Origin of the sequence: Pseudomonas sp. NPDC089428 (assembly GCF_044749325.1) — a bacterium.
Lineage (GTDB): Bacteria > Pseudomonadota > Gammaproteobacteria > Pseudomonadales > Pseudomonadaceae > Aquipseudomonas.
Genome location: NZ_JBIVHT010000003.1, coordinates 467,711 through 494,211, shown reverse-complemented (window position 1 = coordinate 494,211; position 26,501 = coordinate 467,711). Strand labels below are relative to the sequence as shown.

The 26,501-nt window shown below is 64.3% G+C and carries 24 protein-coding genes; 7 read left to right on the top strand and 17 right to left on the bottom strand.

Going from position 1 to position 26,501, the window contains the following annotated elements; translation table 11 throughout:
* Positions 1-63: 63 nt before the first annotated feature.
* The 15 genes from ACIPZ5_RS08595 to ACIPZ5_RS08525 form a co-directional block, all read right to left on the bottom strand.
* Positions 64-390, bottom strand: coding sequence for a hypothetical protein (locus tag ACIPZ5_RS08595; protein ID WP_261942911.1), 327 nt, complete (start codon positions 388-390; stop codon positions 64-66).
* Positions 387-1,310: an alpha/beta hydrolase gene (locus ACIPZ5_RS08590; RefSeq protein ID WP_343598508.1), complete on the bottom strand. Its 924-nt coding sequence runs from the start codon at positions 1,308-1,310 to the stop codon at positions 387-389. The genes ACIPZ5_RS08595 and ACIPZ5_RS08590 overlap by 4 nt, the downstream gene beginning before the upstream one ends.
* Positions 1,282-2,559 (bottom strand): flavohemoglobin expression-modulating QEGLA motif protein, encoded by a 1,278-nt coding sequence (locus tag ACIPZ5_RS08585; RefSeq protein ID WP_261942909.1) that lies wholly within the window; start codon positions 2,557-2,559, stop codon positions 1,282-1,284. Before ACIPZ5_RS08585 ends, ACIPZ5_RS08590 begins: the two co-directional genes overlap by 29 nt.
* A 155-nt stretch (positions 2,560-2,714) precedes the next feature.
* Positions 2,715-3,263: a hypothetical protein gene (locus tag ACIPZ5_RS08580; protein ID WP_343598507.1), complete on the bottom strand. Its 549-nt coding sequence runs from the start codon at positions 3,261-3,263 to the stop codon at positions 2,715-2,717.
* Positions 3,264-3,292: 29 nt separating this feature from the next.
* Positions 3,293-3,997 (bottom strand): TetR/AcrR family transcriptional regulator, encoded by a 705-nt coding sequence (locus tag ACIPZ5_RS08575; RefSeq protein WP_261942907.1) that lies wholly within the window; start codon positions 3,995-3,997, stop codon positions 3,293-3,295.
* A 219-nt stretch (positions 3,998-4,216) separates the two neighbouring features.
* On the bottom strand, positions 4,217-5,719 hold the full coding sequence (gene lysS, locus ACIPZ5_RS08570; RefSeq protein WP_261942906.1) for a lysine--tRNA ligase: 1,503 nt from the start codon (positions 5,717-5,719) through the stop codon (positions 4,217-4,219).
* Positions 5,720-5,812: 93 nt separating this feature from the next.
* Positions 5,813-6,908 (bottom strand): peptide chain release factor 2 gene (gene prfB / locus ACIPZ5_RS08565; protein ID WP_139831352.1). Its coding sequence is split into 2 segments (ribosomal slippage): positions 5,813-6,835 and positions 6,837-6,908, totalling 1,095 coding nucleotides; the frame shifts between segments, so codons are not numbered across the junction.
* A gap of 90 nt (positions 6,909-6,998) precedes the next feature.
* On the bottom strand, positions 6,999-8,003 hold the full coding sequence (gene wspR, locus ACIPZ5_RS08560) for a Wsp signal transduction system regulator diguanylate cyclase WspR (RefSeq protein WP_343598506.1): 1,005 nt from the start codon (positions 8,001-8,003) through the stop codon (positions 6,999-7,001).
* A 51-nt stretch (positions 8,004-8,054) separates the two neighbouring features.
* Complete coding sequence (locus ACIPZ5_RS08555) at positions 8,055-9,068, bottom strand: chemotaxis response regulator protein-glutamate methylesterase (protein WP_261942904.1); 1,014 nt, start codon at positions 9,066-9,068, stop codon at positions 8,055-8,057.
* The gene (locus ACIPZ5_RS08550) at positions 9,065-11,347 is read right to left on the bottom strand and encodes a hybrid sensor histidine kinase/response regulator (protein ID WP_400807780.1); all 2,283 of its coding nucleotides are present in this window, start codon (positions 11,345-11,347) and stop codon (positions 9,065-9,067) included. The genes ACIPZ5_RS08555 and ACIPZ5_RS08550 overlap by 4 nt, the downstream gene beginning before the upstream one ends.
* Positions 11,344-12,009, bottom strand: a complete 666-nt coding sequence (locus ACIPZ5_RS08545) for a chemotaxis protein CheW (RefSeq protein ID WP_400807779.1) — start codon at positions 12,007-12,009, stop codon at positions 11,344-11,346. Before ACIPZ5_RS08545 ends, ACIPZ5_RS08550 begins: the two co-directional genes overlap by 4 nt.
* Positions 12,006-13,259, bottom strand: coding sequence for a CheR family methyltransferase (locus ACIPZ5_RS08540; protein WP_400807777.1), 1,254 nt, complete (start codon positions 13,257-13,259; stop codon positions 12,006-12,008). The genes ACIPZ5_RS08545 and ACIPZ5_RS08540 overlap by 4 nt, the downstream gene beginning before the upstream one ends.
* A complete protein-coding gene (locus tag ACIPZ5_RS08535; protein ID WP_343598501.1) occupies positions 13,256-13,762 on the bottom strand; it encodes a chemotaxis protein CheW in 507 nt (168 codons plus the stop codon). The genes ACIPZ5_RS08540 and ACIPZ5_RS08535 overlap by 4 nt, the downstream gene beginning before the upstream one ends.
* Positions 13,763-13,767: 5 nt before the next feature.
* The gene (locus tag ACIPZ5_RS08530) at positions 13,768-15,390 is read right to left on the bottom strand and encodes a methyl-accepting chemotaxis protein (RefSeq protein ID WP_261942899.1); all 1,623 of its coding nucleotides are present in this window, start codon (positions 15,388-15,390) and stop codon (positions 13,768-13,770) included.
* A 128-nt stretch (positions 15,391-15,518) separates the two neighbouring features.
* Entirely contained in the window at positions 15,519-16,205 is a 687-nt protein-coding gene (locus ACIPZ5_RS08525) for a tellurite resistance TerB family protein (RefSeq protein WP_261942898.1), read from the bottom strand.
* A 216-nt stretch (positions 16,206-16,421) separates the two neighbouring features.
* Here ACIPZ5_RS08525 and ydcS point away from each other — a divergent pair, with 216 nt between their 5' ends.
* From ydcS to ACIPZ5_RS08500, 5 genes are all read left to right on the top strand, one after another.
* The gene (gene ydcS / locus ACIPZ5_RS08520) at positions 16,422-17,573 is read left to right on the top strand and encodes a putative ABC transporter substrate-binding protein YdcS (RefSeq protein WP_400807774.1); all 1,152 of its coding nucleotides are present in this window, start codon (positions 16,422-16,424) and stop codon (positions 17,571-17,573) included.
* A 150-nt stretch (positions 17,574-17,723) separates the two neighbouring features.
* Positions 17,724-18,764, top strand: coding sequence for an ABC transporter ATP-binding protein (locus tag ACIPZ5_RS08515; protein ID WP_343598499.1), 1,041 nt, complete (start codon positions 17,724-17,726; stop codon positions 18,762-18,764).
* A gap of 1 nt (position 18,765) precedes the next feature.
* Positions 18,766-19,668: an ABC transporter permease gene (locus tag ACIPZ5_RS08510; RefSeq protein WP_343598498.1), complete on the top strand. Its 903-nt coding sequence runs from the start codon at positions 18,766-18,768 to the stop codon at positions 19,666-19,668.
* The gene (locus ACIPZ5_RS08505) at positions 19,658-20,464 is read left to right on the top strand and encodes an ABC transporter permease (protein ID WP_343598497.1); all 807 of its coding nucleotides are present in this window, start codon (positions 19,658-19,660) and stop codon (positions 20,462-20,464) included. Before ACIPZ5_RS08510 ends, ACIPZ5_RS08505 begins: the two co-directional genes overlap by 11 nt.
* Before the next feature lie 18 nt (positions 20,465-20,482).
* Positions 20,483-21,907, top strand: a complete 1,425-nt coding sequence (locus ACIPZ5_RS08500; RefSeq protein WP_400807770.1) for a gamma-aminobutyraldehyde dehydrogenase — start codon at positions 20,483-20,485, stop codon at positions 21,905-21,907.
* A gap of 121 nt (positions 21,908-22,028) precedes the next feature.
* On the opposite strand, the gene ACIPZ5_RS08495 is transcribed toward ACIPZ5_RS08500, so the two are convergent.
* Positions 22,029-23,135 (bottom strand): NADH:flavin oxidoreductase/NADH oxidase, encoded by a 1,107-nt coding sequence (locus tag ACIPZ5_RS08495; protein ID WP_400807767.1) that lies wholly within the window; start codon positions 23,133-23,135, stop codon positions 22,029-22,031.
* An 827-nt stretch (positions 23,136-23,962) separates the two neighbouring features.
* On the opposite strand from ACIPZ5_RS08495, the gene ACIPZ5_RS08490 reads away from it, so the two are divergent.
* Together ACIPZ5_RS08490 and ACIPZ5_RS08485 are read left to right on the top strand one after the other, a co-directional pair.
* Entirely contained in the window at positions 23,963-24,244 is a 282-nt protein-coding gene (locus ACIPZ5_RS08490) for a hypothetical protein (protein ID WP_313713086.1), read from the top strand.
* 131 nt (positions 24,245-24,375) lie between these two features.
* Positions 24,376-24,639, top strand: coding sequence for a DUF3077 domain-containing protein (locus ACIPZ5_RS08485; RefSeq protein ID WP_343598495.1), 264 nt, complete (start codon positions 24,376-24,378; stop codon positions 24,637-24,639).
* A 142-nt stretch (positions 24,640-24,781) separates the two neighbouring features.
* Here ACIPZ5_RS08485 and recJ read toward each other — a convergent pair whose 3' ends face one another.
* The gene (gene recJ, locus ACIPZ5_RS08480) at positions 24,782-26,491 is read right to left on the bottom strand and encodes a single-stranded-DNA-specific exonuclease RecJ (RefSeq protein WP_261942891.1); all 1,710 of its coding nucleotides are present in this window, start codon (positions 26,489-26,491) and stop codon (positions 24,782-24,784) included.
* Between the last annotated feature and the right edge of the window lie 10 nt (positions 26,492-26,501).

The following is a 26,501-nucleotide window of genomic DNA, read 5'->3' as shown; positions in this document are numbered from 1 at the left end:
CTGTACCGGCCCTTTCGCGGGCAAGCCCGCGAAAGGGCCGGTACAGGTGCCACAAGGCTCGGGTCACTGCACCTGCTGCGGGGTCTCCTGGCCCATGCAACGCACCGCGCGCTTGCGGCTGTCCACCAGCACTCCAGTCAGGCCTTTCTGTTCGGTATCGAACAGCACCAGCACGCCATCCACACACTGGGCCACCTGCGGCGCCGGGTCCAGCGATACCTTGTAGTCCTCGCCGGGGATGGTCTTGAGCATGGTGAAGTCCTGCAGCAGCAGCGCATCCTCAGGTTTGGCGAAATGCAGGTAGCCGTAGTACCAGAGGGCTCCCACCGTCACGATGATGCTGCCGACACCGGTCAGGATCAGCGGGATGGCGTTGCGTTCTTCACTCATTGCTTGTTCTTCTCATCAGGGTAGTTGGGCACTTCGGCAAGCCGCCGCAGGCCGTTGAAATGGCTGGGGTCATCGAGGAAGCGCAGCATCACCTGGCGCCACACCGGGTCGGCAAAGGTCTGCACGTGGCCGCCTCGGGTCAGTTGCAGCACGCGCGGGGCCGGTGCCTGCTGATACAGGCGGATACCGTTGTCCATCGGCACCAGGGCGTCGTCAATACTGTGGAAGAACAACTTCGGCGGGCTGCTCAGTTGCCCGATCGAACGGATCGCACTGTCGCCGTCCGGCACCAGCCAGGACAGCGGCACCTGCAGCGGCCAGGTCATCCACGAGGTGCTCAGGGCATATCGGCCGACCCCACGGTAACTGGCCGGCACGCCGTCGAACACCAGGGCACTGAAGCGCTGGCGCTGCTCGGGGTGCTGCGCCAGGTAATGGATCGCCATCGCCCCACCGAGGCTCTGGCCAAGCAGCACCAGGGGCTTGCCCTGGACCTCGGGGGCCTGGGCCAGCCAGGCCATCGCCGCGTCGATGTCCTGGTAGACCTCAGGCAAGCTCGGCGTGCCCTCGGACAGGCCGTAGCCGCGGTAATCGACCATCAGCACCTGGTAACCCTGCTCCGGCAACCAGTAGCTGCCACCCAGGTGGCCCGGCAGGTTGCCGCCATTGCCGTGCAGGTGCAGCACCGTGCCCTTGACCACCACCCCCGCCTTGGCCGGCAGCCACCAACCGTGCAGGCGCAGGCCATCGGCGGTGGTGAGGCTGATGTCGCGGTATTGCAGCTTGGCCCGCTCCGGGGTGAACGGCTGGCCGGGTTCCGGGTAGAACAACAGGCTGCTGCAACCGCCCAGCCCCAGCAAAAGCAGGCCCAGGGCGAGCTGGCGGCAACGCTCAGAGAATGTTCGCGTAGTCGGCTTCAATGCGATCCAGGCTCAGGTGGTTGAGGAAGTTGGAGAAGCACATCCACGCCGAAAGCGCATTGAGGTCACGGAACTGCTCCGGCAGGTACTTGGGTGGCTCCACCAGCCCCTCCTCGACCAGTTGGCGCAGGGTGCGCATGTCTTCCAGGGTGGTCTTGCCGCAGAACAGCAGCGGAATCTGTTCGAGCTTGCCCTTCTTCACGGCCAACTGAATGTAGTTGTAAACCATGATGAAGCCCTTGAGGTAGGACAAGTCCTTGGTGAATGGCAGGCCATTGGGCACCGAGCCGCGGAACACCCGGCTGGCGTTGCTGTAGCTCTGCGCCATCTCGAAGCCTTGTTCGCGGAAGAAGTCGAACACCTGCAGAAAATCGGCGCCCTCCTCGACCATGTGGATGGCACGGGTGCGGTTGGTCAGTTTACGCAGGCGGCTGGGGTAGGACGCGAAGGCGATCACCTCCATGAGGATCGCCAGGCCCTCCTGGGTCACTGTCGACGAGGGCGGGCCCTTGGCCAGGAAGGTGCAGATCGGCTGGTTCAGACCATTGAGGGTGGTCCCCACGTGCACCAACCCTTCATGTACTTCCAGAGCACGGACGTCACGGTTGTTGAACATGGCATCGGCGCGCACCTTGATGTAGTCGGCACCGGCTGCGGCATCGGCGACGATACCGTCCGACTCGAACACCCGGATGGTTTCCTCGGCCTCGCCAAACACCTTGTTCAGGCGGCGCTGGAGGATGTCCACGGCCTCCTTGGCGGTCAGGTTCTTCGGCTCGTCCTTCAGGTCGCCGCGGCCGTCGATGTTGTTCAGGTAGTCCGAGAGCATCAACCCCAGGTCGGCCAGGGTCGGATCACCGGCGTGGAAGGCGTCGGAGGCCGCGCCGTACAGTTCCTGGGAGATCAACCCGAAGTCTTCGGTACCGCGGGCTTCGAGCATGCGCACCACCATGCGGTACTCGCGGCACATGCGCTTCATGATCTGCCCGACCGGGTTGAACTGGCCGAGCTGGCGAATGATGTCACGCTCGATGGCCTGGAACTCGGCCTTCACTGCACTGGAGTCGAACGAAAGCGGGCGGGCCTGGTAATACTCGCGGTCAACGGCGGGCGGCTCCTTGCCCTTGGCCTTGAGGAAGCCCTGGCGAATGTTGTCGTCCCATTTCACCGCGTCCAGGACCCGGATCGGGGTCTGCGCCGCGACGATGCGGTCGGACAGGGCGCGGATGGTTTGCTGGTATTCGTCCACCGGGGACTCCTTATTGGAACAAAGTGCCAAACCTTGCTTGGCCTGTGCCGGCCTCTTCGCGGGGCAAGCCCGCTCCCACAGGTACGCCATGAGCAGCAACGGTGGCGCTCTCCTGTGGGAGCGGGCTTGCCCCGCGAAAGGGTCGGTGCAGGTAACTACTTGCCGACCCGTTGGAACCGCGCCACTTCGACGAACAAGTCGGAGTTGGCCGGATCATCCAGGTAGGCCAGCACCCGTGTCGATGGGCTGTCGATCAGCACGCCTTCGCCGTTCTCTTCCGGCACCTGGGTCGTGCGCCCGGTCAGCTCCTTGTGCTCGACCGCCTGCTGCACCTGCTCGATGTCGAGGTTGTAGACCACCAGTTCCTTGCCATCGATGATGTCGAAACCGCCGATCAGGAAGTTGCCGCCCAGGCGCTTGGGCACGCCAGCCGACAGGTACCAGCGGTTGCCATGGCGCGAGACGGTGAAGGTGTATTCCTCGGGCGCCTTGCCCTTGGCCGTGGCCACCGCCTTGTAGGCATCGCCGCCGCTGCGGCTGATGGTCAGCTTCAGCGGCTCGCCCCAGGCGTCCTTGCTGCTCCACTTGCCGAGCAAGGCCTTGGGCGCCGCCTGGTTGCTCGGCAGCGGCTCATGAAAGGTCACCAGACAACCGCCCAGCAGCAGGAATGACAACGTCAACAACACCACACGCCAGGCTTTCATCAGGTTCTCCTTGAAAGTTCGGTCTCAGCTCAGGCCGATGCCAACACCAGGTGCAGGTAACGGGTAAGCATAGCGAGCATCTGCCCATCGGCTTGCGCATCGGCATCCCTGAGCAGGCCCTGATATTCCATCTGCTCGATAATCGCCGTCAACATTTGGGCGTCCTGTTCCGGTTGCTGAGAACCGATCACTTGCAGCATCTGACGGGCGCCATGCAGCAGAATCTGCTCGTGGGCGCACACCAGCTCAGCCAGGCGCGGGCACAGCAGGGCCTCCTGGCGGAAAGCCTGCTCGGCCATCATGAAATCGCGGCGGTTGAGCAACTGGCGCTGGACATAGTCGGCGGTCATGCGGGCGATTTCGTCGGCCAGCCGGGCCCGCGACTGCGCGCTGCCATCGCCCTGGGCCAGCAGCTGGCGCAGGACCACCTCGGTGTTGGCCCAGAGCTTGGCCATGTAGGCGGCGCTGCGCTCGACGTACTGGGCGAAGGTATCGGTGAGCAGGTCCTCGATATCCTTGAAGTAGTAGGTGGTGGCCGACAGCGGCACACCCGCCTCGGCGGCCACGGCGCGGTGGCGCACACCCCGCACGCCATCGCGCACGACGATGCGCATGGCGGCGTCGAGGATCAGCTGGCGGCGCTGTTCGCTGCCTTGACGGGCGGTCTTGCGACCCTGGTACTGCACGCTTTCGGCGACGGCGGTGGCGATGCCGGCGGCGCCTTGTTGGGCCATTGCGGGTGTCACTCTGATTACCTCATGGACAGTGGTCGACCTGTACCGGCCTCTTCGCGGCGGTTCGACGCCTCGACAAGCCCGCTCCCACAGAATGCATGTGCTGCCCTGTGGGAGCGGGCTTGTCGAGGCGTCGAACCGCCGCGAAGAGGCCGGTACAGCCAATACAAGTGTACAGGCAAGAAAAAGCCGCCCCGAAAGGCGGCTTGTTCAGATCACTCAGGCCTGTGGGCGCATGTGCGGGAACAGGATCACGTCGCGAATCGACGGCGAGTTGGTCAGCAGCATCACCAGGCGGTCGATGCCGATGCCTTCACCGGCGGTCGGCGGCATGCCGTACTCCAGCGCACGCACGAAGTCGGCGTCGTAGTGCATGGCTTCGTCGTCACCGGCATCCTTCTCGGCCACCTGGGCCAGGAAGCGCTCGGCCTGGTCTTCGGCATCGTTGAGCTCGGAGTAGGCGTTGGCGATCTCGCGGCCACCGATGAACAGCTCGAAGCGGTCGGTCACGGCCGGGTTGTCGTCGTTGCGACGGGCCAGCGGCGAGACTTCGAACGGGTACTCGGTGATGAAGTGCGGCTGCTCCAGCTTGTGCTCGACCAGCTCTTCGAAAATCATCACCTGCAGCTTGCCCAAGCCTTCGTGGCCCAGCACCTTGGCGCCGGCCTTCTTGGCGATCTCGCGGGCACGGTCGACGTCCTGCAGGTCGGCAGCGGTCAGCTCCGGGTTGTACTTGAGGATCGAGTCGAATACCGACAGGCGTGCGAATGGCTCGCCGAAGTGGAACACCTTGTCGCCGTATGGCACGTCGGTGGTGCCCAGCACCAGCTGCGCCAGCTCGCGGAACAGTTCCTCGGTGAGGTCCATGTTGTCGCGGTAGTCGGCGTAGGCCTGGTAGAACTCGAGCATGGTGAATTCTGGGTTGTGACGAGTCGAAACGCCTTCGTTACGGAAGTTGCGGTTGATCTCGAACACTTTTTCAAAGCCACCGACCACCAGGCGCTTGAGGTACAGCTCCGGCGCGATACGCAGGAACATGGCCATGTCCAGGGCGTTGTGGTGGGTTTCGAACGGCTTGGCCGCGGCACCGCCCGGGATGGTCTGCAGCATCGGCGTCTCGACTTCGAGGAAGTCGCGCTCGATGAGGAACTTGCGGATGTGCGAGATCACCTGCGAACGCACACGGAAGGTGTGGCGGGTTTCTTCGTTGACCATCAGGTCGACGTAGCGCTGGCGGTAGCGCTGCTCGGTGTCGGTCAGGCCGTGGTGCTTGTCCGGCAGCGGGCGCAGCGACTTGGTCAGCAGGCGCACGTTGGTCATCTCGACGTACAGGTCGCCCTTGCCGGAGCGGGCCAGGGTGCCTTCGGCACTGATGATGTCGCCCAGGTCCCAGGTCTTGACCGCGGCCAGGGTCTCTTCCGGCAGGGTCTTGCGGTTGACGTAGACCTGGATACGGCCAGTCATGTCCTGGATGACCATGAACGAGCCACGGTTGAGCATGATGCGGCCGGCAACCTTGACCGGGATCGCGGCTGCTTCCAGCTCTTCCTTGGTCTTGTCCGCGTACTGTTTCTGCAGGTCGTTGCAGTAGCTGTCGCGACGGAAGTCGTTGGGGAAGGCATTGCCCTTGGCACGCTCGGCGGCAAGTTTTTCCTTGCGCAGGGCGATCAGGGCGTTCTCTTCCTGTTGCAGGTCTTGCGATTCGGTCTTCAGGTCGCTCATGTCGTCATTCTTTCCATCAGGTGTTCGTTGCCCTTTTCGGGCAGGGCACGCGCTACCGGCAGCTGGCCAGGTAGCGCGGCAGTGGTGTACGGCTTAAAGGCCCTGCTTGAGGCTCGCTTCCAGGTACTGGTCGAGGTCGCCGTCCAGGACCTTCTGGCAGTCGCTGCGCTCGACGCCGGTGCGCAGGTCCTTGATACGCGAGTCATCCAGCACGTAGGAACGGATCTGGTGGCCCCAGCCGATGTCCGACTTGCTGTCTTCCAGTGCCTGCGAGGCGGCATTGCGCTTCTGCATTTCCAGCTCGTACAACTTGGCCCGCAGCATTTTCATGGCGGTGTCCTTGTTGGCGTGCTGGGAGCGTTCGTTCTGGCAGGCCACTACGGTGTTGGTCGGAACGTGGGTGATACGCACCGCCGAGTCGGTGGTGTTCACGTGCTGACCACCGGCACCGGAGGAGCGGTAGGTGTCGATGCGCAGGTCGGACGGGTTGATCTCGATCTCGACCTTGTCGTCGATCTCGGGGGACACGAACACCGCCGAGAACGAGGTGTGGCGACGCGCGCCGGAGTCGAACGGGCTCTTGCGCACCAGGCGGTGCACGCCGATCTCGGTGCGCAGCCAGCCGAAGGCGTACTCGCCCTTGATGTGCACGGTGGCGCCCTTGATGCCGGCGACTTCACCTTCGGACAACTCGATGATGGTGGCGTCGAAACCGCGCTTGTCGGCCCAGCGCAGGTACATGCGCAGCAGGATGTTGGCCCAGTCCTGCGCCTCTGTGCCACCGGAGCCGGCCTGGATGTCCAGGTAGGCGTTGTTCATGTCCATCTCGCCGCTGAACATGCGACGGAACTCAAGCTGGGCCAGGGATTCTTCCAGGGCCTGCAGTTCGGTCTCGACGTCGCTGACGGCGCCTTCATCACCTTCCTCGACAGCCATGTCGAGCAGGTCCTTGCAGTCGGCCAGGCCGTTGGCCATCTTGTCCAGGGTCTCGACGACCTGCGCCAGCATGGCACGCTCGCGGCCCAGGGCCTGGGCGTACTCGGGCTTGTTCCAGACGGCAGCGTCTTCCAGCTCGCGGTTGACTTCGATCAGGCGGTCATGCTTGTGATCGTAGTCAAAGATACCCCCGAATGGACAGGGAACGCTCGGTGAGGTCCTTGATGGTGTTCAGAATCGGTTGGATTTCCATGGGCGGGCTACTCGTGCGAATTCGGTGAAAAGCCCGCGAGTATAACCGATCCAGGGAGCTGCGGCAGCCCGTTGGGCAGCCGCATCAGCCTCAGGCGGTGCCGACCTGGTTGCGCCCGTTGTTCTTGGCCAGATACAGGCCTTTGTCCGCCGCCGAAATCAGCTGCCGGCAGTGGCTGCCAATGGCCGGCGTCTGGGTCGCCAGGCCGATGCTCACGGACAGCAGCGAGTCTGCAGCCGGCGTGCTGTGCGCAATTTTCAGGCCGAGTACGGTCTGGCGCAGCTTTTCTGCAACCAGACGCGCGCCGCCGGGTGAAGTGTTGGGCAGCACCAGGGCAAACTCCTCTCCGCCGTAGCGCGCCGGCAGGTCAGTCGGCCGCGAGCAGGAGCCACGAATGGCTTCGGCCACCTGGCGCAAGGCCTCGTCGCCGGCCAGGTGGCCGAAGCTGTCGTTGAAGACCTTGAAGTAATCGACATCGATCATGAGCAGCGACAATTGCTGCTGCTCACGCATGGCCCGGCGCCACTCCAGCTCCAGATACTCGTCGAAATGACGGCGGTTGGACAAACCGGTGAGGCCGTCGGAATTCATCAGGCGCTGCAGCATCAGGTTGGTGTCGAGCAGTTGCTGCTGGCTCACGCGCAGGGCGCGGTAGGCCTCGTCGCGCTGCAGCAGGGTCAGGTAGGAACGCGAGTGGTAACGGATTCGCGCCACCAGTTCGATGTTGTCCGGCAGCTTGACCAGGTAGTCGTTGGCTCCGGCGGCGAAGGCAGCGCTCTTGACCAGCGGGTCCTCCTTGGTCGACAGGACAATGATCGGGATGTCGCGAGTGGCCGGATTGTTGCGGTACTCGCGCACCAGGGTCAGACCGTCAAGACCGGGCATGATCAGGTCCTGGAGGATGACCGTGGGCTTGATGCGCATGGCCTGGGCCACCGCCTGGTGCGGGTCGGCACAGAAGTGGAAATCGATGTTCTCTTCTTGGGCCAGCCCACGCCGCACCGCTTCGCCGATCATCGCCTGGTCATCGACCAGCAGGACCATGGCCGAATTCTCGTTGGTCGTTGCAAAACCTTCGATCGGTAGATCAGTCATTCGAATTCACCTGACCACGGCCGACCATGCGGCGCGATTCAATACTTGTCGTCATTTTGCAAAGAGTTCCATCAAGCGCCCGGCAATTCGCTCAAGCGGGCGGATTTCTACCGCTGCATCGATAGCCGCAGCGGCCTTGGGCATACCGTAGACAGCGCTGCTGGACTGGTCCTGGGCAATCGTCAGAAAGCCCTGCTGGCGCATCAGTTTCAAGCCTTGGGCGCCATCACGCCCCATGCCGGTGAGCAGCACCCCCACCGCATCGCCGCTCCAATAGCGCGCCACACTCTCGAAGAACACGTCGATCGAGGGCCGGTAGATTTCGTTGACAGGTTCGGCAGTGTAGGCCAATTGGCCACCCTGTAGCAGGCGGATATGGTGATTGGTGCCGGCCAGCAGCACCTGACCGGGTTGTGGCGGCTCGCCTTCGCGGGCCAGGCGCACCGGCAAGCCGCAGGCGCTGGCGAGCCATTCGGCCATGCCGGCAGCAAACACCTGGTCTACATGCTGGACCAACACGATCGAAGCCGGAAAACCCCGCGGCAGGCCTTTGAGCAGCACTTCGAGCGCGGCAGGGCCGCCTGCGGACGAACCAATGGCCACCAGGCCGCTGCGCTGGGAAGCCTCACGCAGGGGGGCGGCGACCGACTTGCTCGCGCCGGGCCGCTGCTGGCCGATCAGCCAACCGATGTTGAGGATCTTGCGCAGCAGCGGCGCCGCTGCCTCACGTGCGTTACCGGCGCCCAACGCGGGGGTGTCGACCACATCCAGGGCGCCATGGCCCATGGCCTCGAACACCCGGTGCACGTTCTGCTTGCGGTCGACGGTGACGATCACGATGGCACAGGGCGTTTCGGCCATGATCCGCCGGGTCGCCTCGACGCCGTCCATGACCGGCATGATCAGGTCCATGAGAATCAGGTCGGGGGTGTCCTCGGCGCACTTGCGCACGGCTTCGGCACCATCGCTGGCCACCCAGATCACCTGGTGCGCCGGCTCGAAGGCCAGGGCCCGGCGCAATGCTTCTACTGCCATGGGCATATCGTTGACGATGGCGACCTTCATCCCTGAGCACCTCCGATCAGTTCTACCACGGCATCCAGCAACGCATCGTCGTGGAAGCTGGCCTTTGCCAAATAGTAGTCGGCGCCAGCGTCCAGACCACGGCGGCGATCTTCTTCACGGTCCTTGTACGACACCACCATCACCGGCAACGACTGCAACCGTTGGTCGCGGCGCACCAGGGTGACCAGTTCGATGCCGTCCATGCGCGGCATGTCGATGTCGGTGATCAGCAGGTCGAAGTCCTCGCTACGCAGGGCGTTCCAGCCATCCATGCCGTCCACCGCCACCGCGACGTCGTAGCCTCGGTTGCTCAGCAGCTTGCGTTGCAGCTCGCGCACGGTGAGCGAGTCGTCGACCACCAGGATACGCTTGCGGCTGACGCCTCGCGCCCCTTGCGCGCCGCGCTCGATACGTTCCAGTCGGCCTGTGCTGAGCAGTTTCTCGACCGAGCGCAACAAATCTTCGACATCAATGATCAGCACCACCGATCCATCGTCCAGCAACGCCCCGGCAGAGATGTCCTGGACCTTGCCCAGGCGCGGGTCGAGCGGCATCACCACCAGCACCCGCTCGCCGATCAGGCGCTCCACGGCCACCCCATACAGCTGCTCGCGCTCACGGATCACCACCACCCGCAAGCTGCTGGCCTCACCCTGCCCTGCCGGCCGGTTGAGCAACTGGCTGGCAGCCACCAGACCGATATGCCGGCCTTCGTGCCAGAAGTGCTGGCGACCCTCGATCTGCACGATCTCATCGCCCGCCACTTCGAGCGTGCGCTCGATATGCGCCAGGGGGAACGCATAAGCCTCCTCGCCCACCTCTACCACCAGGCTGCGCACCACCGACAGGGTCAGCGGCACCTCCAGGTGAAAGCGGCAGCCCTGGCCAGACACCTGGCTCAGCTCGATCGAACCGCGCAGGTCGCGCACCATGTGCTGCACGGCATCCAGGCCGACACCGCGGCCAGACACTTCGGTGACCTTGTCGCGCAGGCTGAAGCCGGGCAGGAACAGGAAAGTGAGCAGTTCGGCCTCGCTCATCTGCGCCACGGTATCGGCCGGCGACAGGCCGCGCTCGACGATGTTGCGTCTCAGGCGCTCAAGGTCGATACCGGCGCCATCATCGTTCAGTTCAAGGATCAGCAACCCGGCCTGGTGCGAGGCGCGCAGGCGGATCGTGCCCTCCGCAGGCTTGCCCGCCAGCAGGCGCCGCTCGGGCAGTTCGATACCATGGTCGACGGCATTGCGCAGCAAGTGGGTCAGCGGCGCTTCGAGCTTTTCCAGCACGTCGCGATCGACCTGGGTCTTTTCGCCATCGATCTGCAGTTGCACCTGCTTGCCAAGCGAACGGCCCAGGTCGCGGACCATGCGGCTCTGGCCAGTGAGCACGTCGGCAAACGGGCGCATGCGGCAGGCCAGTGCCGTGTCATACAGCAACTGGGCACGCTGGCTGGCCTGCCAGCCGAACTCGTCGAGGTCGGCAGCCTGCTGCTGCAGGATCTGCTGGGTTTCCAGCAGCAGGCGCTGGGTCTGGGCCAGGGCGTCGAGCACTTCGGGGCTCTGGCCACTGTCTTCGAGCTGCGTTTTCAGGCCGTCGAGGGCGCGCATGCCCTGGCCATGCATGCGTTTGAGGCGCTGCAAGGTGGCCAGGTAGGGCTTGAGGCGCTGGGTCTCGACCAACGACTTGCTCGACAGGTCGAGCAGGCTGTTCAAGCGGTCGGCGGTCACGCGCAAAACCCGCTCACCGCCCTCGACCGCGCGCTTGCCGGCCTTGCGCGGTACGGCCGGCTCCACCTCGGCCTCGACGGCCGCCGCCACCGGTTCGGGCTGGGCTGGCGGGGCCACCGGCAACGGTGGTTCGAGCGCAACTGCGGCGGGGGCTGGCGCGGCGCCAGGGTCGAGCAAGCTGGCCATCTGCAGCAGGAACGCCGGCACCAGCGCCTCGCCATTCGGGTCACCAGGCGTGGCGATATGCATCAGCAAGTCGGTGCCACGCAGCAGCGCATCGATATGTTCAGCGCGCAACAGCAGCCGGCCTTCCTGGGCCGCCACCAGGCAATCTTCCATGACATGGGCAACGCTGACCCCGGCGTCGATGCCGACGATGCGCGCCGCCCCTTTCAACGAATGCGCCGCACGCATGCAGGCTTCCAGCTGGTCAGCCTGGGTCGGGTTGCGTTCCAGTGCCATCAGCCCGGTACTGAGCACCTGGGTCTGCGCCTCGGCTTCCAGGCTGAACAGTTCGAGCAGCGATGCGTCGCGCATTTGCTCTGGGGTCATGACAGGCTCCGCTGCACGGCAGACAGTAATTGTTGATCGTCCAGCACCCGCACGCTGCGCCCGCGCCACTGCAATACCGCGGCAGTGAACGGCGCGGCATCCTCGCTAGCGCCCTGCTGCGCGGCATCGAGGCGGTGAATGCCATCGATCTCATCCACAGCCATCACCACTGGCCCACCTGACGCCGCCAGGATCAGCATGCGCGGCATCACCCGACCACTGCGCACAGGCTCGGACAAGCGCTCCACACCCAGCAGGTCGCCCAGCGACAGGCACGGCACCAGCACACCGCGCACGTTGGCTACGCCTTGCAGCACCCGAGAGCGCTGATGCGGCAACGAATGCACCGGCTGCAGGGGGGCGATCTCGGCCAGGCAGGCAGTGGCCAGGGCCAGCCACTCCTCGCCCAGGCGGAACAGCAGCAGCGAGCGCCCGGCGCCAGTTTCAACGGGGGTATCTGCGTGCGCCAGGTCGGCATCGATCAGCGCATAGCGGTCGAGCAGACGCGTGGCCGCCGCCGCGTAGACTTCGCAGTTGCGGCAATGGATGTGCCGCTCCAGCAACGGGCATTGCTTGTCGCCGTGTACACCGATGCGGTTCCAGCAGTCGTCGATGCGCTCATCGTCCTGGGCCAGCAGCTCCATCGCCTGTTCGGCTTTCATCGTTCAGACTCCCGACCAACCCGCGCCGCGCGTTCCTGCAGGCGGCGGGCACCGACTTCGTCGCCCTGGGCCGCCAGCAGCGTGGCCAGGTGCAGCAATGCCTCTGGGTGCTGAGGCTCCAGGTACAGTGCCTTGCGGTAATGGGTGAGCGCCTGTTGCGCATCGCCTTCGGTATCGCTCAGCAGCCCCAGCCAGTAGTAGACCTGGGCCTTGGGTGCAAACTGGCGCAGGTAGCGCTGGCAACTGGCGCGGGCCTGGGCGCTGTCGCCGGCATTGGCCTGGCGTGCGATGCTGGCCAGCAACTCGCTTTCGCTCTCGCGCGGGGGCGCTGCCGAAGGTGCAGGCGCAACTGCTCGCAGCGGCCGCGCAGGTGGCGAAGGAACGGGCCGTGGCCGACTTGGGGCAACGGGTTGCGCCACACGACTTGGCGGCAGGGCTGGCACGGCGGCCGCATCCGCCGGTTGCCGAACGTAGGCAAACGACTGGGCGATGCCCAACGGCCGCATCCCCAACCGCGCCAGCAGACTGCCCTCGGCCGGGCCGATGAACAGCACGCCCTGTGGCTGCGCCAGGCGCTTGAGCACTTCGAATACGCGCTGCTGGGTCGGCACATCGAAATAGATCAGCAGGTTGCGACAGAACACGAAGTCGTACTGGCCATTGCGGCTGGCGAGCGCCGGATCGAGCACGTTGCCGACCTCCAGGTTCACCTGCTGGCGTACCCGTTCATCCAGCTGGTGGCCGTCATCGCGTTCACGGAAATGGCGCTCGCGAAACGCCAGTTCGCTGCCACGGAACGAGTTGCGGCCATAAAAGCCCTGTATGCCTTTGGCGACAGAGCTTGGACTGATATCGATCCCGTCGATGCGGAAATCCAACGGGCTGATACCGGCGTCGAGCAAGGCCATGGCAAGCGAGTAAGGCTCCTCGCCAGTGGAGCTCGGCAGGCTGAGCAGGCGCAACGGCCGCTCACCGGCCAGTTCGGCCAGGCGCTTCTGGGCCAGGCCAACCAGCGCGGTGAACGATTCCGGGTAGCGGAAGAACCAGGTTTCCGGAACGATCACAGCCTCGATCAGGGCCAGTTGCTCGTCCGGCGACTGCTGCAAGCGGACCCAATAGTCATCCAGATCGGCGGCATTCAGCGCGATGCAGCGCTGGCGCAGGGCCCGCTCGACCATCGGCACGCCCACGGATTCGACATCCAGGCCAATGCGCTCCTGCAGGAAGCGGAAGAAACGTTGCTCGCTCATGGCGCCACCTGCCCTGGCTCGTGCGGGAACAACAGCTCGCGCACGCTATCCGTCAGCAGGTCATCCACCACGATCCGCTGCAGCAGGCCCTGGGCGTCCTGGCGAACCGGGCCCAGGTAGCGCGCTTCGCCGTTGTCCAGGCCATAGGGCTGGAACTCATCGGCCATGCAGCGCAGGGTTTCGGTGGCTTGCTCAAGGATCAACCCCAACACCTGTTCGTGCCGGTAACGCACCAGCACCAGGCGCGTGCTGGCGCGCTCGGCTGCCGGCTGGGCAAAGCTCAGCGCACTCAGGTCGACCACCGGCACCAGCACGCCGCGATGCGCCAGGATGCCGGCCACCCAGGCCGGCGCCTGAGCAATCGGCTTGAGCGGACGACGCGGCAGTACTTCGATCACTTCGCGAACGTCCAGGGCAAAGCGCTGCTGGTTGAGGCGAAACTGCAGGTACAGCGTGCCCTTGGCACTGGCCGCTGCTGCCGGGTTGGGATGCAGGTTGGTCATGGTGATCAGACTTTGAAGCGCGATACACCACCGCGCAGGCCGGCGGCCACCTGGCTCAGCTCATCGATGGCGAAGCTGGCCTGGCGCAGCGACTCCACCGTCTGGGTGCTGGCATCGCTGAGCTGGGCCAGGGCCTGGTTGATCTGCTCGGCACCGGTGGCCTGGGCCTGCATGCCCTCATTGACCATCAACACACGCGGTGCCAAGGCCTGCACCTGGTGAATGATCTGGCTCAGTTGTTCGCCCACCTGCTGCACCTCGAACATGCCGCGGCGCACTTCTTCGGAGAACTTGTCCATGCCCATCACCCCGGCCGACACCGCCGACTGGATTTCCCGCACCATCTGCTCGATGTCGTAGGTGGCCACGGCCGTCTGGTCGGCCAGGCGCCGCACCTCGGTGGCAACCACGGCAAAACCACGGCCATATTCACCGGCCTTTTCCGCCTCGATGGCGGCATTGAGCGAAAGCAGGTTGGTCTGGTCGGCCACCTTGACGATGGTCACCACCATCTGCGTGATGTTGCTGGCCTTTTCGTTGAGGATCCCCAGCTTGGCGTTGACCAGGTCGGCGGCGCCCATCACCTGGTGCATGGTCTCTTCCATGCGCGCCAGGCCCTGCTGGCCGGAGCCGGCCAGGCTGGAGGCCTGGTCGGCGGCGGAGGTGACCTCGGTCATGGTGCGCACCAGGTCGCGCGAGGTGGCGGCGATTTCACGCGAGGTGGCGCCGATCTCGGTGGTGGTGGCGGCCGTTTCGGTGGCGGTGGCCTGCTGTTGCTTGGAGGTGGCGGCAATCTCGGTGACCGAGGTGGTCACCTGCACCGATGAGCGCTGCGCCTGGGCCACGAGGTTGGCCAACGCTTCGGCCATTTCGTTGAAGCCGCTTTCGATGGCGCCGAACTCATCCTTGCGGTCCAGGCTCAGGCGCATGCTGAGGTCGCCCGAGCGCAGTTTGTCGAGGGCATGTACCACGCGTTGCACCGGCGCGGTAATGGCGCGCATCAGCAGCAGGCCGCAGATACCGGCGGCAATGATCGCCAGCAGCAGCGAGACCATCATGCTGCCCTTGGCGGTGCTCACGGCACTGACAATTTCGTGGGTGGCGGCGTCCGCGGACTGGCGGTTGTGCTCGATCACCGTGTTCAGGTGCTTGCGCCCGTCCACCCAGGCCGGGGTGAGCACCTCACCGATCAACCGCTCGGCTTCGGCGTAGTTGTGCTGGCGGTAGGCGTCGAGGACCTGGCCGACCACCTTCAGGTAGTTTTCCTCGAGCTTGATGAAGGTGTCGAAACGCTCCTGGTCGTCGGTGTCCTGGATGGTGCCCTGGTAGCTGGCCATGTACTGCTTGAGGCGATCCTCGAAGCTCTTGAACAGCTCCATGTCGGCCTGGGTGATTTCGCGGCGGTTGGACAGGCCCACCAGCTGCTGGCTGGTGACGTAGCTGTCGACCCAGGCGCTGCGGATCATCGAGCTGTAGTAAACACCTGGAATGCTGTCTGTCCCCACCGCTTCCTCGGCACTTTCGATCGTCACCAGCCGCGAGTAGGCGGCTACGATCATCAGCAGCATGATGGCGATGATCACGGCGAAACTTGCCAGGATCCGTTGGCGCAAGGTCCAGTTCTTCACATTCAGCCCTCAGGAATTCACAACGAGCGGGAAAAATCGCCGAAGTATAGCCCAGGCTTCCTACGCTTTTGCGGCTGAAATACGAGGTATTCAGGCCTCTATCGCTGGCGGACAGGCCATTTGCCAGTTCATTGGGCTGCGGCAAGCCGTACCTGGCTCTCCAGTTCCTGGCGCAGGGCCGGGTCGAGGCGCAGCTGGCGGGCCAGTTCGTCGAGGTAGGCGCGCTCCATGAAGTTTTCCTGATCGACCATCATCACGCTGGCCAGGTACATCTCGGCAGCCATCTCCGGCGTTTGCGCGGCGCGGGCGACTTCGGCAGGGTCCAACGGTTTGTTCAGCTCATCGTGCAGCCAGTGCTGCAGCTCGCGATCGCTGTCCAGGCGGGTGAATTCGCCTTCGATCAGGGCCCGCTCGCGCTGATCGATATGGCCATCGGACTTGGCCGCTGCCACCAATGCGCGCAGCACCGCCTGGCTGTGCTGTTCGGCCTGGGCTGGCGGCAGTCGGTCGAGGGTCTGCGGCTCGGCGCCCTGCCCTGTGCCCTGGCGCGCCTGCCAGTTGCCATAGGCCTTGTAGGCCAGCACGCCAAGCGCCGCCAGGCCACCGTAAGTGAGCACCTTGCCGCCATACTTGCGGGCTTTCTTGCTGCCCAGCAACAGGCCCAGCGCACCCGCCCCCAAGGCGCCTGTGCCGGCACCGGAGAGCAGGCTACCCAGCCCACCGGCGCCAGCCGACGGCTTGCCCGCCCCGGACTGCTTGTTGAGCAGTTCCTGGCCGGATTTGAGCAATTGATCGAGCAGGCCCCGAGTGTTCATGTGCATGTCTCCACGGTACGAAAGGGAAAGCGCAGCGTAAGGCTTGCCACGTAACCGGCCACCCAATGATTTGCTTCCGGATGTTGCATTAGCTGGCAAAAAGCCAACTAGACTCGTGATCGCCAACCACTCGCACAAGCAACTACGCTTATAACCATTGCTTTACTGCTTTCTTGACGACTGCCCCGACCAAGATCTCCAAGAAGAGGGAACACCATGTCAGTGCACAAGACCGCATTGCTCGGCGCCGTGACCGGCGCGTTGCTGGCCAGCGCCGGCCTGCAGGCCGCCGACCTGCCCAAGGCCGTGGGCGCCGGCGAAGGCCAACTGGATATCGTCGCCTGGCCCGGCTACATCGAGCGCGGTGAAAGCGACAAGGCCTACGACTGGGTCACCGGCTTCGAAAAGGAAACCGGCTGCAAGGTGAGCGTCAAGACCGCAGCCACCTCCGATGAAATGGTCAGCCTGATGACCAAGGGCGGCTACGACCTGGTGACCGCTTCCGGCGACGCCTCGCTGCGCCTGATCGTCGGCAAGCGCGTACAGCCCATCAACACTGCGCTGATCCCCAACTGGAAGCACATCGACCCACGCCTGCAGAATGGTGGCTGGTACGTGCTCGACAAACAGGTGTACGGCACGCCATACCAGTGGGGCCCGAACGTGCTGCTGTACAACACCAATACCTTCAAGCAGGCACCGACCAGCTGGAGCGTGGTGTTCGAGCCCCAGGACCTGCCCGATGGCAAGCCGAACAAGGGCCGCGTGCAGGCGTATGACGGACCGATCTACATCGCCGACGCGGCGCTGTACCTGAAATCAGCCAAACCCGAGCTGGGCATCAAGGACCCGTACGAGCTCAATGAAGCACAGTACAAGGCCGTGCTCGAGCTGCTGCGCCAACAGCAACCGCTGATCCACCGTTACTGGCACGACGCCACGGTGCAGATGAGCGATGTGAAGAACGAAGGCGTGGTCGCCTCCAGTTCGTGGGGCTACATGGTCAATGGCCTGAAGGCCGAGAACCAGCCAGTGGCCTCGACCATTCCGAAGGAAGGTGCCACCGGCTGGGCCGACACCACCATGCTGCACAGCGAGGCCAAGCACCCCAATTGCGCCTACAAGTGGATGGACTGGTCGCTGCAGCCGAAAGTGCAGGGCGACGTGGCAGCCTGGTTCGGCTCGCTGCCGGCAGTGCCTGACGCCTGTACCCATAGCGAACTGCTGGGTGCCGAGGGCTGCAAGACGAACGGCTGGGACAACTTCGACAAGATCGCCTTCTGGAAAACCCCACAGGCCCAGGGCGGCAAATTCGTGCCATATAGCCGCTGGACCCAGGATTACATTGCGATCATGGGCGGGCGCTGAGGCCGGTTGAAGCCTGTTCTGGCCTCTTCGCGGGGCAAGCCCGCTCCCACAGAAATATCACTGGCCTGAAGGTTGTGAGAGTCCTGTGGGAGCGGGCTTGTCCTGCGAAGAGGCCAGTGCAGGAGACAGGAATCGAACGGAGCCAATGCAATGCCCCTAGCCGTCCAGTTCACCCAGGTTTCCCGCACCTTCGGCGAGGTCAAGGCCGTCGACCAGGTCAGCATCGACATCGAAGACGGCGAATTTTTCTCCATGCTCGGCCCTTCCGGCTCGGGCAAGACCACCTGCCTGCGCCTGATCGCCGGCTTCGAGCAACCCAACAGCGGCTCGATCCGCATCCATGGCGTCGAGGCCGCTGGCGTGCCGCCCTACCAGCGTGACGTCAACACCGTGTTCCAGGACTACGCCCTGTTCCCGCACATGAACGTGCGCGACAACATCGCCTATGGCCTCAAGGTCAAGGGCGTGGCCAGGGCCGAACGCTTGGCGCGCGCCGAAGAAGCGTTGGCCATGGTCGCCCTGGCCGGTTACGGCGAACGCAAACCGGCGCAACTCTCTGGCGGCCAGCGCCAGCGCGTGGCCCTGGCCCGCGCGCTGGTCAACCGGCCACGGGTACTGCTGCTGGACGAACCGCTGGGCGCGCTCGACCTGAAGCTGCGCGAACAGATGCAGGGCGAATTGAAGAAGCTGCAGCGCCAGCTGGGCATCACGTTCATCTTCGTCACCCACGACCAGACCGAAGCGCTGTCGATGTCGGACCGGGTGGCGGTGTTCAACCGTGGCCGCATCGAGCAGGTCGACACGCCACGCAACCTGTACATGAAGCCCGCGACCACCTTCGTCGCCGAGTTCGTCGGCACCTCCAACGTCATCCGTGGCGACCTCGCCGAACGACTCAGCGGCAGTCGCTCGCCGTTTTCCATTCGCCCCGAGCATATCCGCCTGGTGGACCAGCCAGGCCAGGCGCAAGACGTTCAGCTCAGTGGCCTGCTGCGCGACGTCCAGTATCAGGGCAGCGCCACCCGCTACGAGGTACAACTGGACAGCGGCCAGCTTCTGGCAGTGAGCCACGCCAACGACCGCTGGCAGGAGCAGCCACGGCCCTGGCAGGCCGGCCAGCAGGTGCAGGTGCGCTGGCCACGCGAAGCGATGACCGCCTTGCAGGAAACCGTGCAGGCAGAGGCCCACTGACATGCGCCGCATATCCGACCTGCTGTACCGGCGCCCCAACCTTTACCTGGCACTGCTGCTGATCCCCCCGCTGACCTGGTTCGGCGCCATCTACCTGGGCTCGCTGCTCAGCTTGCTGTGGCAAGGCTTCTACACCTTCGACGACTTCACCATGGCGGTTACCCCGGAGCTGACCCTGGGCAACTTCGCCGCGCTGTTCAACCCGTCCAACTTCGACATCATCCTGCGCACCCTGACCATGGCCGTGGCCGTATCGCTGGCCAGTGCGGTGCTGGCCTTCCCGATCGCCTACTACATGGCGCGCTACACCAGCGGCAAGACCAAGGCGTTTTTCTACATCGCGGTGATGATGCCGATGTGGGCCAGCTACATCGTCAAGACCTATGCCTGGACCCTGCTGCTGGCCAAGGGCGGGGTGGCCCAGTGGTTCGTCCAGCAGCTGCACCTGGACGCCCTGCTGCAAGCCGTGCTGACGGTGCCTGGCGTTGGCGGCAGCACGCTGTCGACCTCGCACCTGGGGCGCTTCATGGTGTTCGTGTACATCTGGCTGCCATTCATGATCCTGCCGATCCAGGCCTCGCTGGAGCGCCTGCCGCCGTCGTTGCTGCAGGCTTCGGCAGACCTGGGTGCCCGGCCCGGGCAAACGTTCCTGCAGGTTATTTTGCCGCTGTCGATCCCCGGGATTGCCGCCGGCTCGATCTTCACCTTCTCGCTGACCCTGGGCGACTTCATCGTCCCGCAGCTGGTCGGCCCACCGGGCTATTTCATCGGCAGCATGGTCTATGCCCAGCAAGGGGCGATCGGCAACATGCCGATGGCTGCGGCGTTCACGCTGGTGCCGATCGTGCTGATTGCCGTGTATCTGTCCATCGTCAAGCGCCTGGGGGCTTTCGATGCACTCTGAAAAAGCGTCGGTCGGCCTGCGCCTGGCGGCCTGGGGCGGGTTGCTGTTCCTGCACTTCCCGATCCTGATCATCTTCCTGTACGCCTTCAACACCGAAGACGCAGCGTTCAGCTTCCCGCCCAAGGGCTTCACCCTCAACTGGTTCGCCGTGGCCTTCGCCCGCCCCGACGTGCTCGAAGCCATCAAACTGTCGCTGCAGGTGGCCTGCCTGGCCACGCTGATCGCGCTGGTGCTCGGCACCCTGGCCTCGGCAGCGCTGTACCGGCGCAGCTTCTTCGGCAAGGAGAGCATCTCGCTGATGCTGATCCTGCCGATCGCCCTGCCCGGCATCATCACCGGTATCGCCCTGCTCTCGGCATTCAAGCGCCTGGGCATAGAGCCCGGCGTGTTCACCATCGTGATAGGCCATGCCACGTTCTGCGTGGTGATCGTCTACAACAACGTGATCGCCCGCCTGCGGCGCACCTCGCAGAGCCTGATCGAGGCGTCCATGGACCTCGGCGCCGATGGCTGGCAGACCTTCCGCTACATCATCCTGCCCAACCTCGGCTCGGCCCTGCTGGCCGGCGGTATGCTGGCGTTCGCCCTGTCGTTCGACGAGATCATCGTCACCACCTTCACCGCAGGCCACGAACGCACCCTGCCGATCTGGCTGCTCAACCAGCTCAGCCGCCCGCGTGACGTGCCGGTGACCAACGTGGTCGCCATGATGGTGATGCTGGTGACCATGCTGCCGATTCTCGGCGCCTATTACCTGACCCGTGGCGGCGAAAGCGTTGCGGGCAGTGGCAAATGACCCACGAGGAGTCCCCCGATGCAAACGAAAATGCTGATCAACGGCAAGCTGGTCGCAGGCGATGGCCCAGCCTGGACCGTGCTCAACCCGGCCGAGGGCAGCGCCCTGGCGCAGATCAACGAAGCCACCGAGGCCCAGGTCGATACCGCCGTGCGTGCCGCCGACCAGGCCTTCGACAGCTGGTCGCAGACCAGCCCCAAGGAACGCTCGCTGACGCTGCTGGCGCTGGCCGACACCATCGAAGCCCATGGCGATGAACTGGCCCGGCTGGAGTCGCAGAACTGCGGCAAGCCGTTTGCCGCGGCCCTGAATGACGAAATCCCGGCCATCGCCGACGTGTTCCGTTACTTCGCCGGCGCCGCCCGCTGCCTCGGTGGCTCGGCGGCGGGTGAATACCTGCCGGGCCATACCTCGATGATCCGCCGCGATCCGTTGGGCGTGGTGGCCTCGATCGCGCCATGGAACTACCCGCTGATGATGCTGGCGTGGAAGATCGCCCCGGCCCTGGCAGCCGGCAACACCGTGGTCATCAAGCCCTCGGAAATGACCCCGTTGACCGCCCTGCGCCTGGGCGAGCTGGCCAAGGACCTGCTGCCGCCCGGCGTGCTCAATATCCTGTTCGGCCGCGGGCAGACGGTCGGCAACCCACTGGTCACCCACCCCAAGGTGCGCATGGTGTCGCTGACCGGCTCCATCCCGACCGGGGCACATATCATTGGTGCCACTGCCAACAGCGTTAAGCGCATGCACATGGAACTGGGCGGCAAGGCGCCGGTGCTGGTGTTCGACGACGCAGATATCGACGCGGCCATCGACGGCATCCGCACGTTCGGTTTCTACAATGCGGGCCAGGACTGCACCGCCGCCTGCCGCCTGTATGTGCAGGCGGGTATCTATGAGCGCTTCGTCGAACGCCTGGGCAAGGCCGTTTCCAGCCTCAAGGCCGGCCTGCAGGATGCCGAGGACACCGAACTCGGCCCGCTGATCAGCGCCCAGCACCGCGACAAGGTGGCCGGCCTGGTCCAGCGCGCCATCGCCCAGCCACATATCCGCCTGGTGACTGGCGGCAAGGTGATTGCGGGGGATGGCTTCTTCTTCGAGCCGACCGTGCTGGCCGACGCCTTGCAGGATGACGAGATCGTGCGCAACGAGGTGTTCGGCCCGGTGGTATCGGTGACCCGCTTCAGCACCGAGGAGCAGGCACTGGAATGGGCCAACGATTCCGAATACGGCCTGGCATCATCGGTGTGGACCCGTGACACCGGCCGCGCCCACCGCCTGGCGGCGCGTTTGCAGTATGGCTGCACCTGGGTCAACACCCACTTCATGCTGGTCAGCGAAATGCCCCATGGCGGGCAGAAGCACTCGGGGTATGGCAAGGACATGTCGATGTATGGGCTGGAGGACTACACCTGTGTGCGGCATGTGATGATCAAGCATTGACGTGGGGCGGGTGGCGCATGCCTGTAGTTGTTTAGCGCCTGCGAGATCGAGCGCCGCGCGGGCGGCGCTCGATTTCCGCCCCACCGCACGGCTGACGTCAGGCACCCGCACTCCAAATGCCCTAATCTCGCAAATCCGACTCGTGAATCGGGTTGGCCCGGCTGGTCGCCCTTTGGTATTGCGCCGGCCAAGTGGCTTTGTTGCCACCCAAGTCATCATCGGCATGCAGCGGCCAGTAAGGATCGCGCAGGAGCTCCCGCGCCAGGAAGATCACATCGGCCTGCCCGGTGCGCAGAATATGCTCGGCCTGGGCCGGTTCGGTGATCATGCCGACGGTGCCCGTGGCAATCTCTGCTTCCTTGCGCACGCGTTCTGCAAAGCGGGTCTGATAGCCCGGGCCAGTTGGGATTTCGGCATTGACCGAGGTGCCACCGGAGGACACGTCGATCAGGTCGACACCCAGCACCCGCAGGCGGCGGGCCAGTTCGACGGTTTCATCCGGGTTCCAGCCATCCTCGACCCAGTCGGTTGCCGATACGCGCACGAACAGCGGCAGCTCTGCAGGCCAGACATTGCGCACGGCCTCGACCACCTGCAGGGTCAGGCGGATGCGGTTCTCGAAGCAGCTACCGTACTCGTCACGGCGCTGGTTACTCAGTGGTGAGAGGAACTGGTGCAGGAGATACCCATGGGCCGCGTGGATTTCGACGACCTTGAAGCCGGCTTTCAGCGCCCGCTCGGTCGAGGCGACGAAGGCATTGATCACGCCCTGAATCTCGTCCTTGCTCAATTCGCGCGGAGGCGTGTGCTGCGGGTCGAAGGCGATCTTCGAAGGGCCCACCGGCTGCCAGCCACCGTCCTCGAGCTTCACACTGCCCTGCTTGCCCAACCAGGGCCGATAGGTACTGGCCTTGCGCCCGGCGTGGGCCAGCTGGATGCCGGGGACGGCGCCTTGAGCGGTAATGAAACGGGTGATGCGCTGCAATGGGACGATCTGGTCGTCATTCCACAGGCCGAGGTCTTCGGCAGTGATGCGACCATCGGCAGTCACCGCGACGGCTTCGCTGATGACCAGGCCCGCGCCACCCACGGCGCGGCTCCCCAGGTGAACGAGATGCCAATCGTTGGCCAGGCCATCGATAGCGGAATACTGGCACATCGGCGAGACCGCGATGCGGTTGGGCAGCGTCAGCTGACGCAGGGTGTAAGGCTCGAGCAGCAGGCTCATGAGAGCACCTCCCAAGGACTCCAATGGTGATCCGGTCCGGACACTCAAGTGCACATCCCTGGCCCGGTGCCGGTCATTAATCAGACTAGACCAGATTGGTGGGGGGGAAGGTTCAGTGGGATGGCGGGGTGTTCGTCGGAAGGTTTGCAGCGCCTGTCAGATCGAGCGCCGCCCGCGCGGCGCGTCAGGGCGGCCAGGTGTTCGCCGGTAGTTTTGCAGCGTCTATGAGATCGAGCGCCGCCCGCGCGGCGCATCGCGGATAAATCCGCTCCTACATTTGTTGCAACATGGCCATGCCTGTGAGGCCATGGTTGTTAGCCTGTCTGCAAGACTTAAGACATGCGCCAAGGCTGGCAACCATGGCGTTACAGGTTCGGCACGTTGCAACAAATGTAGGAGCGGATTTATCCGCGATGCGCCGCGCGGGCGTCGCTCGATTTCAGCAACCCTGCAAGAACCAAGGCGGGCACCATCTCTAAGCGCCGCTCACTGAGATTTCCGACTGGTCCGACACATGTATCAGATGCTTCCTACGCATATGAACTGGCGGGGAATAGATAAGGGAAATATCCTACAAACCCTGTCGACTCGCGTCTGATTGTCCCTGGAAACACCGCCCTTTAGGCTTTTTCGGGTCGCTGAAAGCATCAGCGATGCGGGTGTGGAAACCCGGACAATCTTCAAGTGCCTGTCGTAATGGCAGCTGTACGCGGGAGGCCGTATGGCCTACCGGGGTTCCTTGAAGACCGGTTTTCCACCCCGCGTACAGTTGCCGCCTTTCGTGTGGAAACGGCGGTGGCAACTCCTTTAATCTTCAAGGAATTGCTATGAAAAAGATCGTCCCCGACCCACCCCATCATTTCGACCTTCCCTCCGAAAAGACCCTCACCAACGCCGTCAGCGAGGGCATCGTGCCCATCGACCACGTGGTGATGAACGTCACCCATTACCTGATGCTTGCCTACAACCATTGCCACCGGACCCTCGATGCCATCGAAGATGACAGCACCCGGGAATCGCTGGTGAATGGGCTGCGTGCCATGCAGATTGCCTGGGGCCAGGCGGATGCGCTGTCACTGGCCCTGGAGCGAACTACCAGCCTGCATTGAAGTTGGATTCACGGGCCTCTTCGCTCCCACAGCTCAGGCGCAAGCCTTGAGCCTTGTGATGCCCCTGTGGGAGCGGGTTTACCCGCGAAGAGGCCGGAACAGGCAATCGAAACATATCAGGAGGGCATTCGATGACCCCAGACGACACCCAATTCACTGTCGGCAAGACCACCTTCTTCCAAGGCGAACACCAGACCCATCCCCTGTTCCGCATCGAGCCAGGCATTCCCTGCCGGGATGCCCGCGAGCAGGCTTCAGAGTTAATGGGGTATGTGCGGGAACTGACCATCATCGGACTGATGGATGAGAAACCCATGATGATCTGGGCATCCCACTACCTCAGTGCCATGGCCAAGGCACTCATGGATGATGCCGAATTAGGCATGACAGGCTAACCAATGGATTCCGGCTTGTTAATGCGTCAGGGCGGCCAGGTGTTCGCCGGCAGTTTTGCAGCGCCTATGAGATCGAGTGCCGCGCGGGCGGCGCTCGATGTCCGCAACCCCACAAAACCCAAGGCAGGCACCTGCAGGACCCTCAGCGCGGCTCCATATGCGCAATCATCAACTGCACGCTCTCATTCCCGCGAAACTCATTCACATCCAGCTTGTACGCCAACTCCACCCACCGCACCGTCGGGTTCGGCCACACATCACGGTCGATGCCAAACGCAATACCATCCAGCCGGACCGAGCCGCACTCGCTCTTGAGCACCACCTTCAAGTGCCGCTCGCCGACCACACGTTGCTCCACCAACTGGAACACCCCATGGAACAGCGGCTCGGGGAAGTGCTGCCCCCAAGGCCCGGCGTTGCGCAGGGCCTTGGCCAGGTCGAGGTGGAACTCCTCCACCGCCAGGCTGCCGTCCGACAGCAGACGACCGGTCAGGTCCTCCTCACGCAGCTGGCGCCGCACTTCTTCATCGAAGGCTTCGGCGAACGCCGGGAAATTGCTTTCCGGCAGGGACAACCCCGCCGCCATGGCATGCCCGCCGAACTTGCTGATCAGCTGCGGCTGGCGCGCTGCCACGGCGTCCAGCGCGTCGCGGATATGGAAGCCCGGCACCGAACGGGCCGAACCCTTGAGCATGCCGTCGCCCGCATCGGCGAAGGCGATGGTCGGCCGGTGGTAGCGCTCCTTCAGGCGCGAGGCGAGGATCCCGATCACACCCTGGTGCCAATCGGCATCGAACAGGCACAAGCCATAAGGCATGGACTCGACCGGCAGGTCCTTGAGCTGGGCCAGGGCCTCGCGCTGCATGCCCTGCTCGATCGACTTGCGGTCCTGGTTCAGATCATCCAACTGCTGGGCCATGTCCTGGGCCAAGGCCTGGTCTTCACACAGCAGGCATTCGATGCCCAGGCTCATGTCATCCAGGCGCCCGGCGGCATTGAGCCGTGGGCCGAGGATGAAGCCGAGGTCAGTGGAGGTGATGCGCCGATGGTCACGCCGTGCCACTTCAAGGATGGCCTTGAGGCCAGGCCGTGCACGGCCGGCGCGGATGCGCTCAAGGCCCTGGTGGACGAGGATGCGGTTGTTGGCATCCAGCGGCACCACGTCGGCGACGCTGCCCAGGGCGACCAGGTCGAGCAGCTCGCCAATGTTCGGCTGCGGCTGCGTTTCATAGCGCCCCAGGCTGCGCAGGCGTGCACGCAGGGCCATCAGCACATAGAAGATCACCCCGACCCCGGCCAGCGATTTGCTGGGGAAGCCGCATCCAGGCTGGTTCGGATTGACGATGGCGTCGGCGTCCGGCAACTGCTGGCCCGGCAGGTGGTGGTCGGTGACCAGCACCTTGAGCCCGGCCGCCTTGGCGGCGGCAACACCTTCGACGCTGGAGATACCGTTATCGACGGTAACCAGCAGGTCCGGCTGGCGCTCGAGCGCCACCTGGACGATCTCTGGTGTCAGGCCATAGCCGTATTCGAAGCGGTTGGGCACCAGGTAATCGACATGGGCCGCGCCCAGCAGGCGCAGGCCGAGCACGCCAACGGTGCTGGCGGTGGCGCCGTCGGCGTCGAAGTCGCCGACGATGAGGATGCGCTGGCGTTGGTCGAGGGCTTCGACCAGCAAGTCCACCGCCGCCTCGATGCCCTTGAGCTGCTGATACGGCAGCAGCCGCGCCAGGCTCTTGTCCAGTTCGGCTTCGGACTGCACGCCGCGGGCGGCGTACAGGCGGGTCAGCAAAGGTGGCAGGTTACCCAGAAATGGCAGGGTCGATGGCAGCGGGCGGGGTTCGATACGCATGGGGTCTTCG

Bases quoted from the DNA above. Each gene is read 5' to 3' on its own strand.
- ACIPZ5_RS08595 (WP_261942911.1), bottom strand. From the start codon at position 390: ATGAGTGAAGAACGCAACGCCATCCCGCTGATCCTGACCGGTGTCGGC.
- ACIPZ5_RS08580 (WP_343598507.1), bottom strand. From the start codon at position 3,263: ATGAAAGCCTGGCGTGTGGTGTTGTTGACGTTGTCATTCCTGCTGCTG.
- ACIPZ5_RS08575 (WP_261942907.1), bottom strand. From the start codon at position 3,997: ATGGCCCAACAAGGCGCCGCCGGCATCGCCACCGCCGTCGCCGAAAGC.
- lysS (WP_261942906.1), bottom strand. From the start codon at position 5,719: ATGAGCGACCTGAAGACCGAATCGCAAGACCTGCAACAGGAAGAGAAC.
- wspR (WP_343598506.1), bottom strand. From the start codon at position 8,003: ATGACTGATCTACCGATCGAAGGTTTTGCAACGACCAACGAGAATTCG.
- ACIPZ5_RS08555 (WP_261942904.1), bottom strand. From the start codon at position 9,068: ATGAAGGTCGCCATCGTCAACGATATGCCCATGGCAGTAGAAGCATTG.
- ACIPZ5_RS08550 (WP_400807780.1), bottom strand. From the start codon at position 11,347: ATGACCCCAGAGCAAATGCGCGACGCATCGCTGCTCGAACTGTTCAGC.
- ACIPZ5_RS08545 (WP_400807779.1), bottom strand. From the start codon at position 12,009: ATGAAAGCCGAACAGGCGATGGAGCTGCTGGCCCAGGACGATGAGCGC.
- ACIPZ5_RS08540 (WP_400807777.1), bottom strand. From the start codon at position 13,259: ATGAGCGAGCAACGTTTCTTCCGCTTCCTGCAGGAGCGCATTGGCCTG.
- ACIPZ5_RS08535 (WP_343598501.1), bottom strand. From the start codon at position 13,762: ATGACCAACCTGCATCCCAACCCGGCAGCAGCGGCCAGTGCCAAGGGC.
- ACIPZ5_RS08525 (WP_261942898.1), bottom strand. From the start codon at position 16,205: ATGAACACTCGGGGCCTGCTCGATCAATTGCTCAAATCCGGCCAGGAA.
- ydcS (WP_400807774.1), top strand. From the start codon at position 16,422: ATGTCAGTGCACAAGACCGCATTGCTCGGCGCCGTGACCGGCGCGTTG.
- ACIPZ5_RS08515 (WP_343598499.1), top strand. From the start codon at position 17,724: ATGCCCCTAGCCGTCCAGTTCACCCAGGTTTCCCGCACCTTCGGCGAG.
- ACIPZ5_RS08510 (WP_343598498.1), top strand. From the start codon at position 18,766: ATGCGCCGCATATCCGACCTGCTGTACCGGCGCCCCAACCTTTACCTG.
- ACIPZ5_RS08505 (WP_343598497.1), top strand. From the start codon at position 19,658: ATGCACTCTGAAAAAGCGTCGGTCGGCCTGCGCCTGGCGGCCTGGGGC.
- ACIPZ5_RS08500 (WP_400807770.1), top strand. From the start codon at position 20,483: ATGCAAACGAAAATGCTGATCAACGGCAAGCTGGTCGCAGGCGATGGC.
- ACIPZ5_RS08495 (WP_400807767.1), bottom strand. From the start codon at position 23,135: ATGAGCCTGCTGCTCGAGCCTTACACCCTGCGTCAGCTGACGCTGCCC.
- ACIPZ5_RS08490 (WP_313713086.1), top strand. From the start codon at position 23,963: ATGAAAAAGATCGTCCCCGACCCACCCCATCATTTCGACCTTCCCTCC.
- ACIPZ5_RS08485 (WP_343598495.1), top strand. From the start codon at position 24,376: ATGACCCCAGACGACACCCAATTCACTGTCGGCAAGACCACCTTCTTC.
- recJ (WP_261942891.1), bottom strand. From the start codon at position 26,491: ATGCGTATCGAACCCCGCCCGCTGCCATCGACCCTGCCATTTCTGGGT.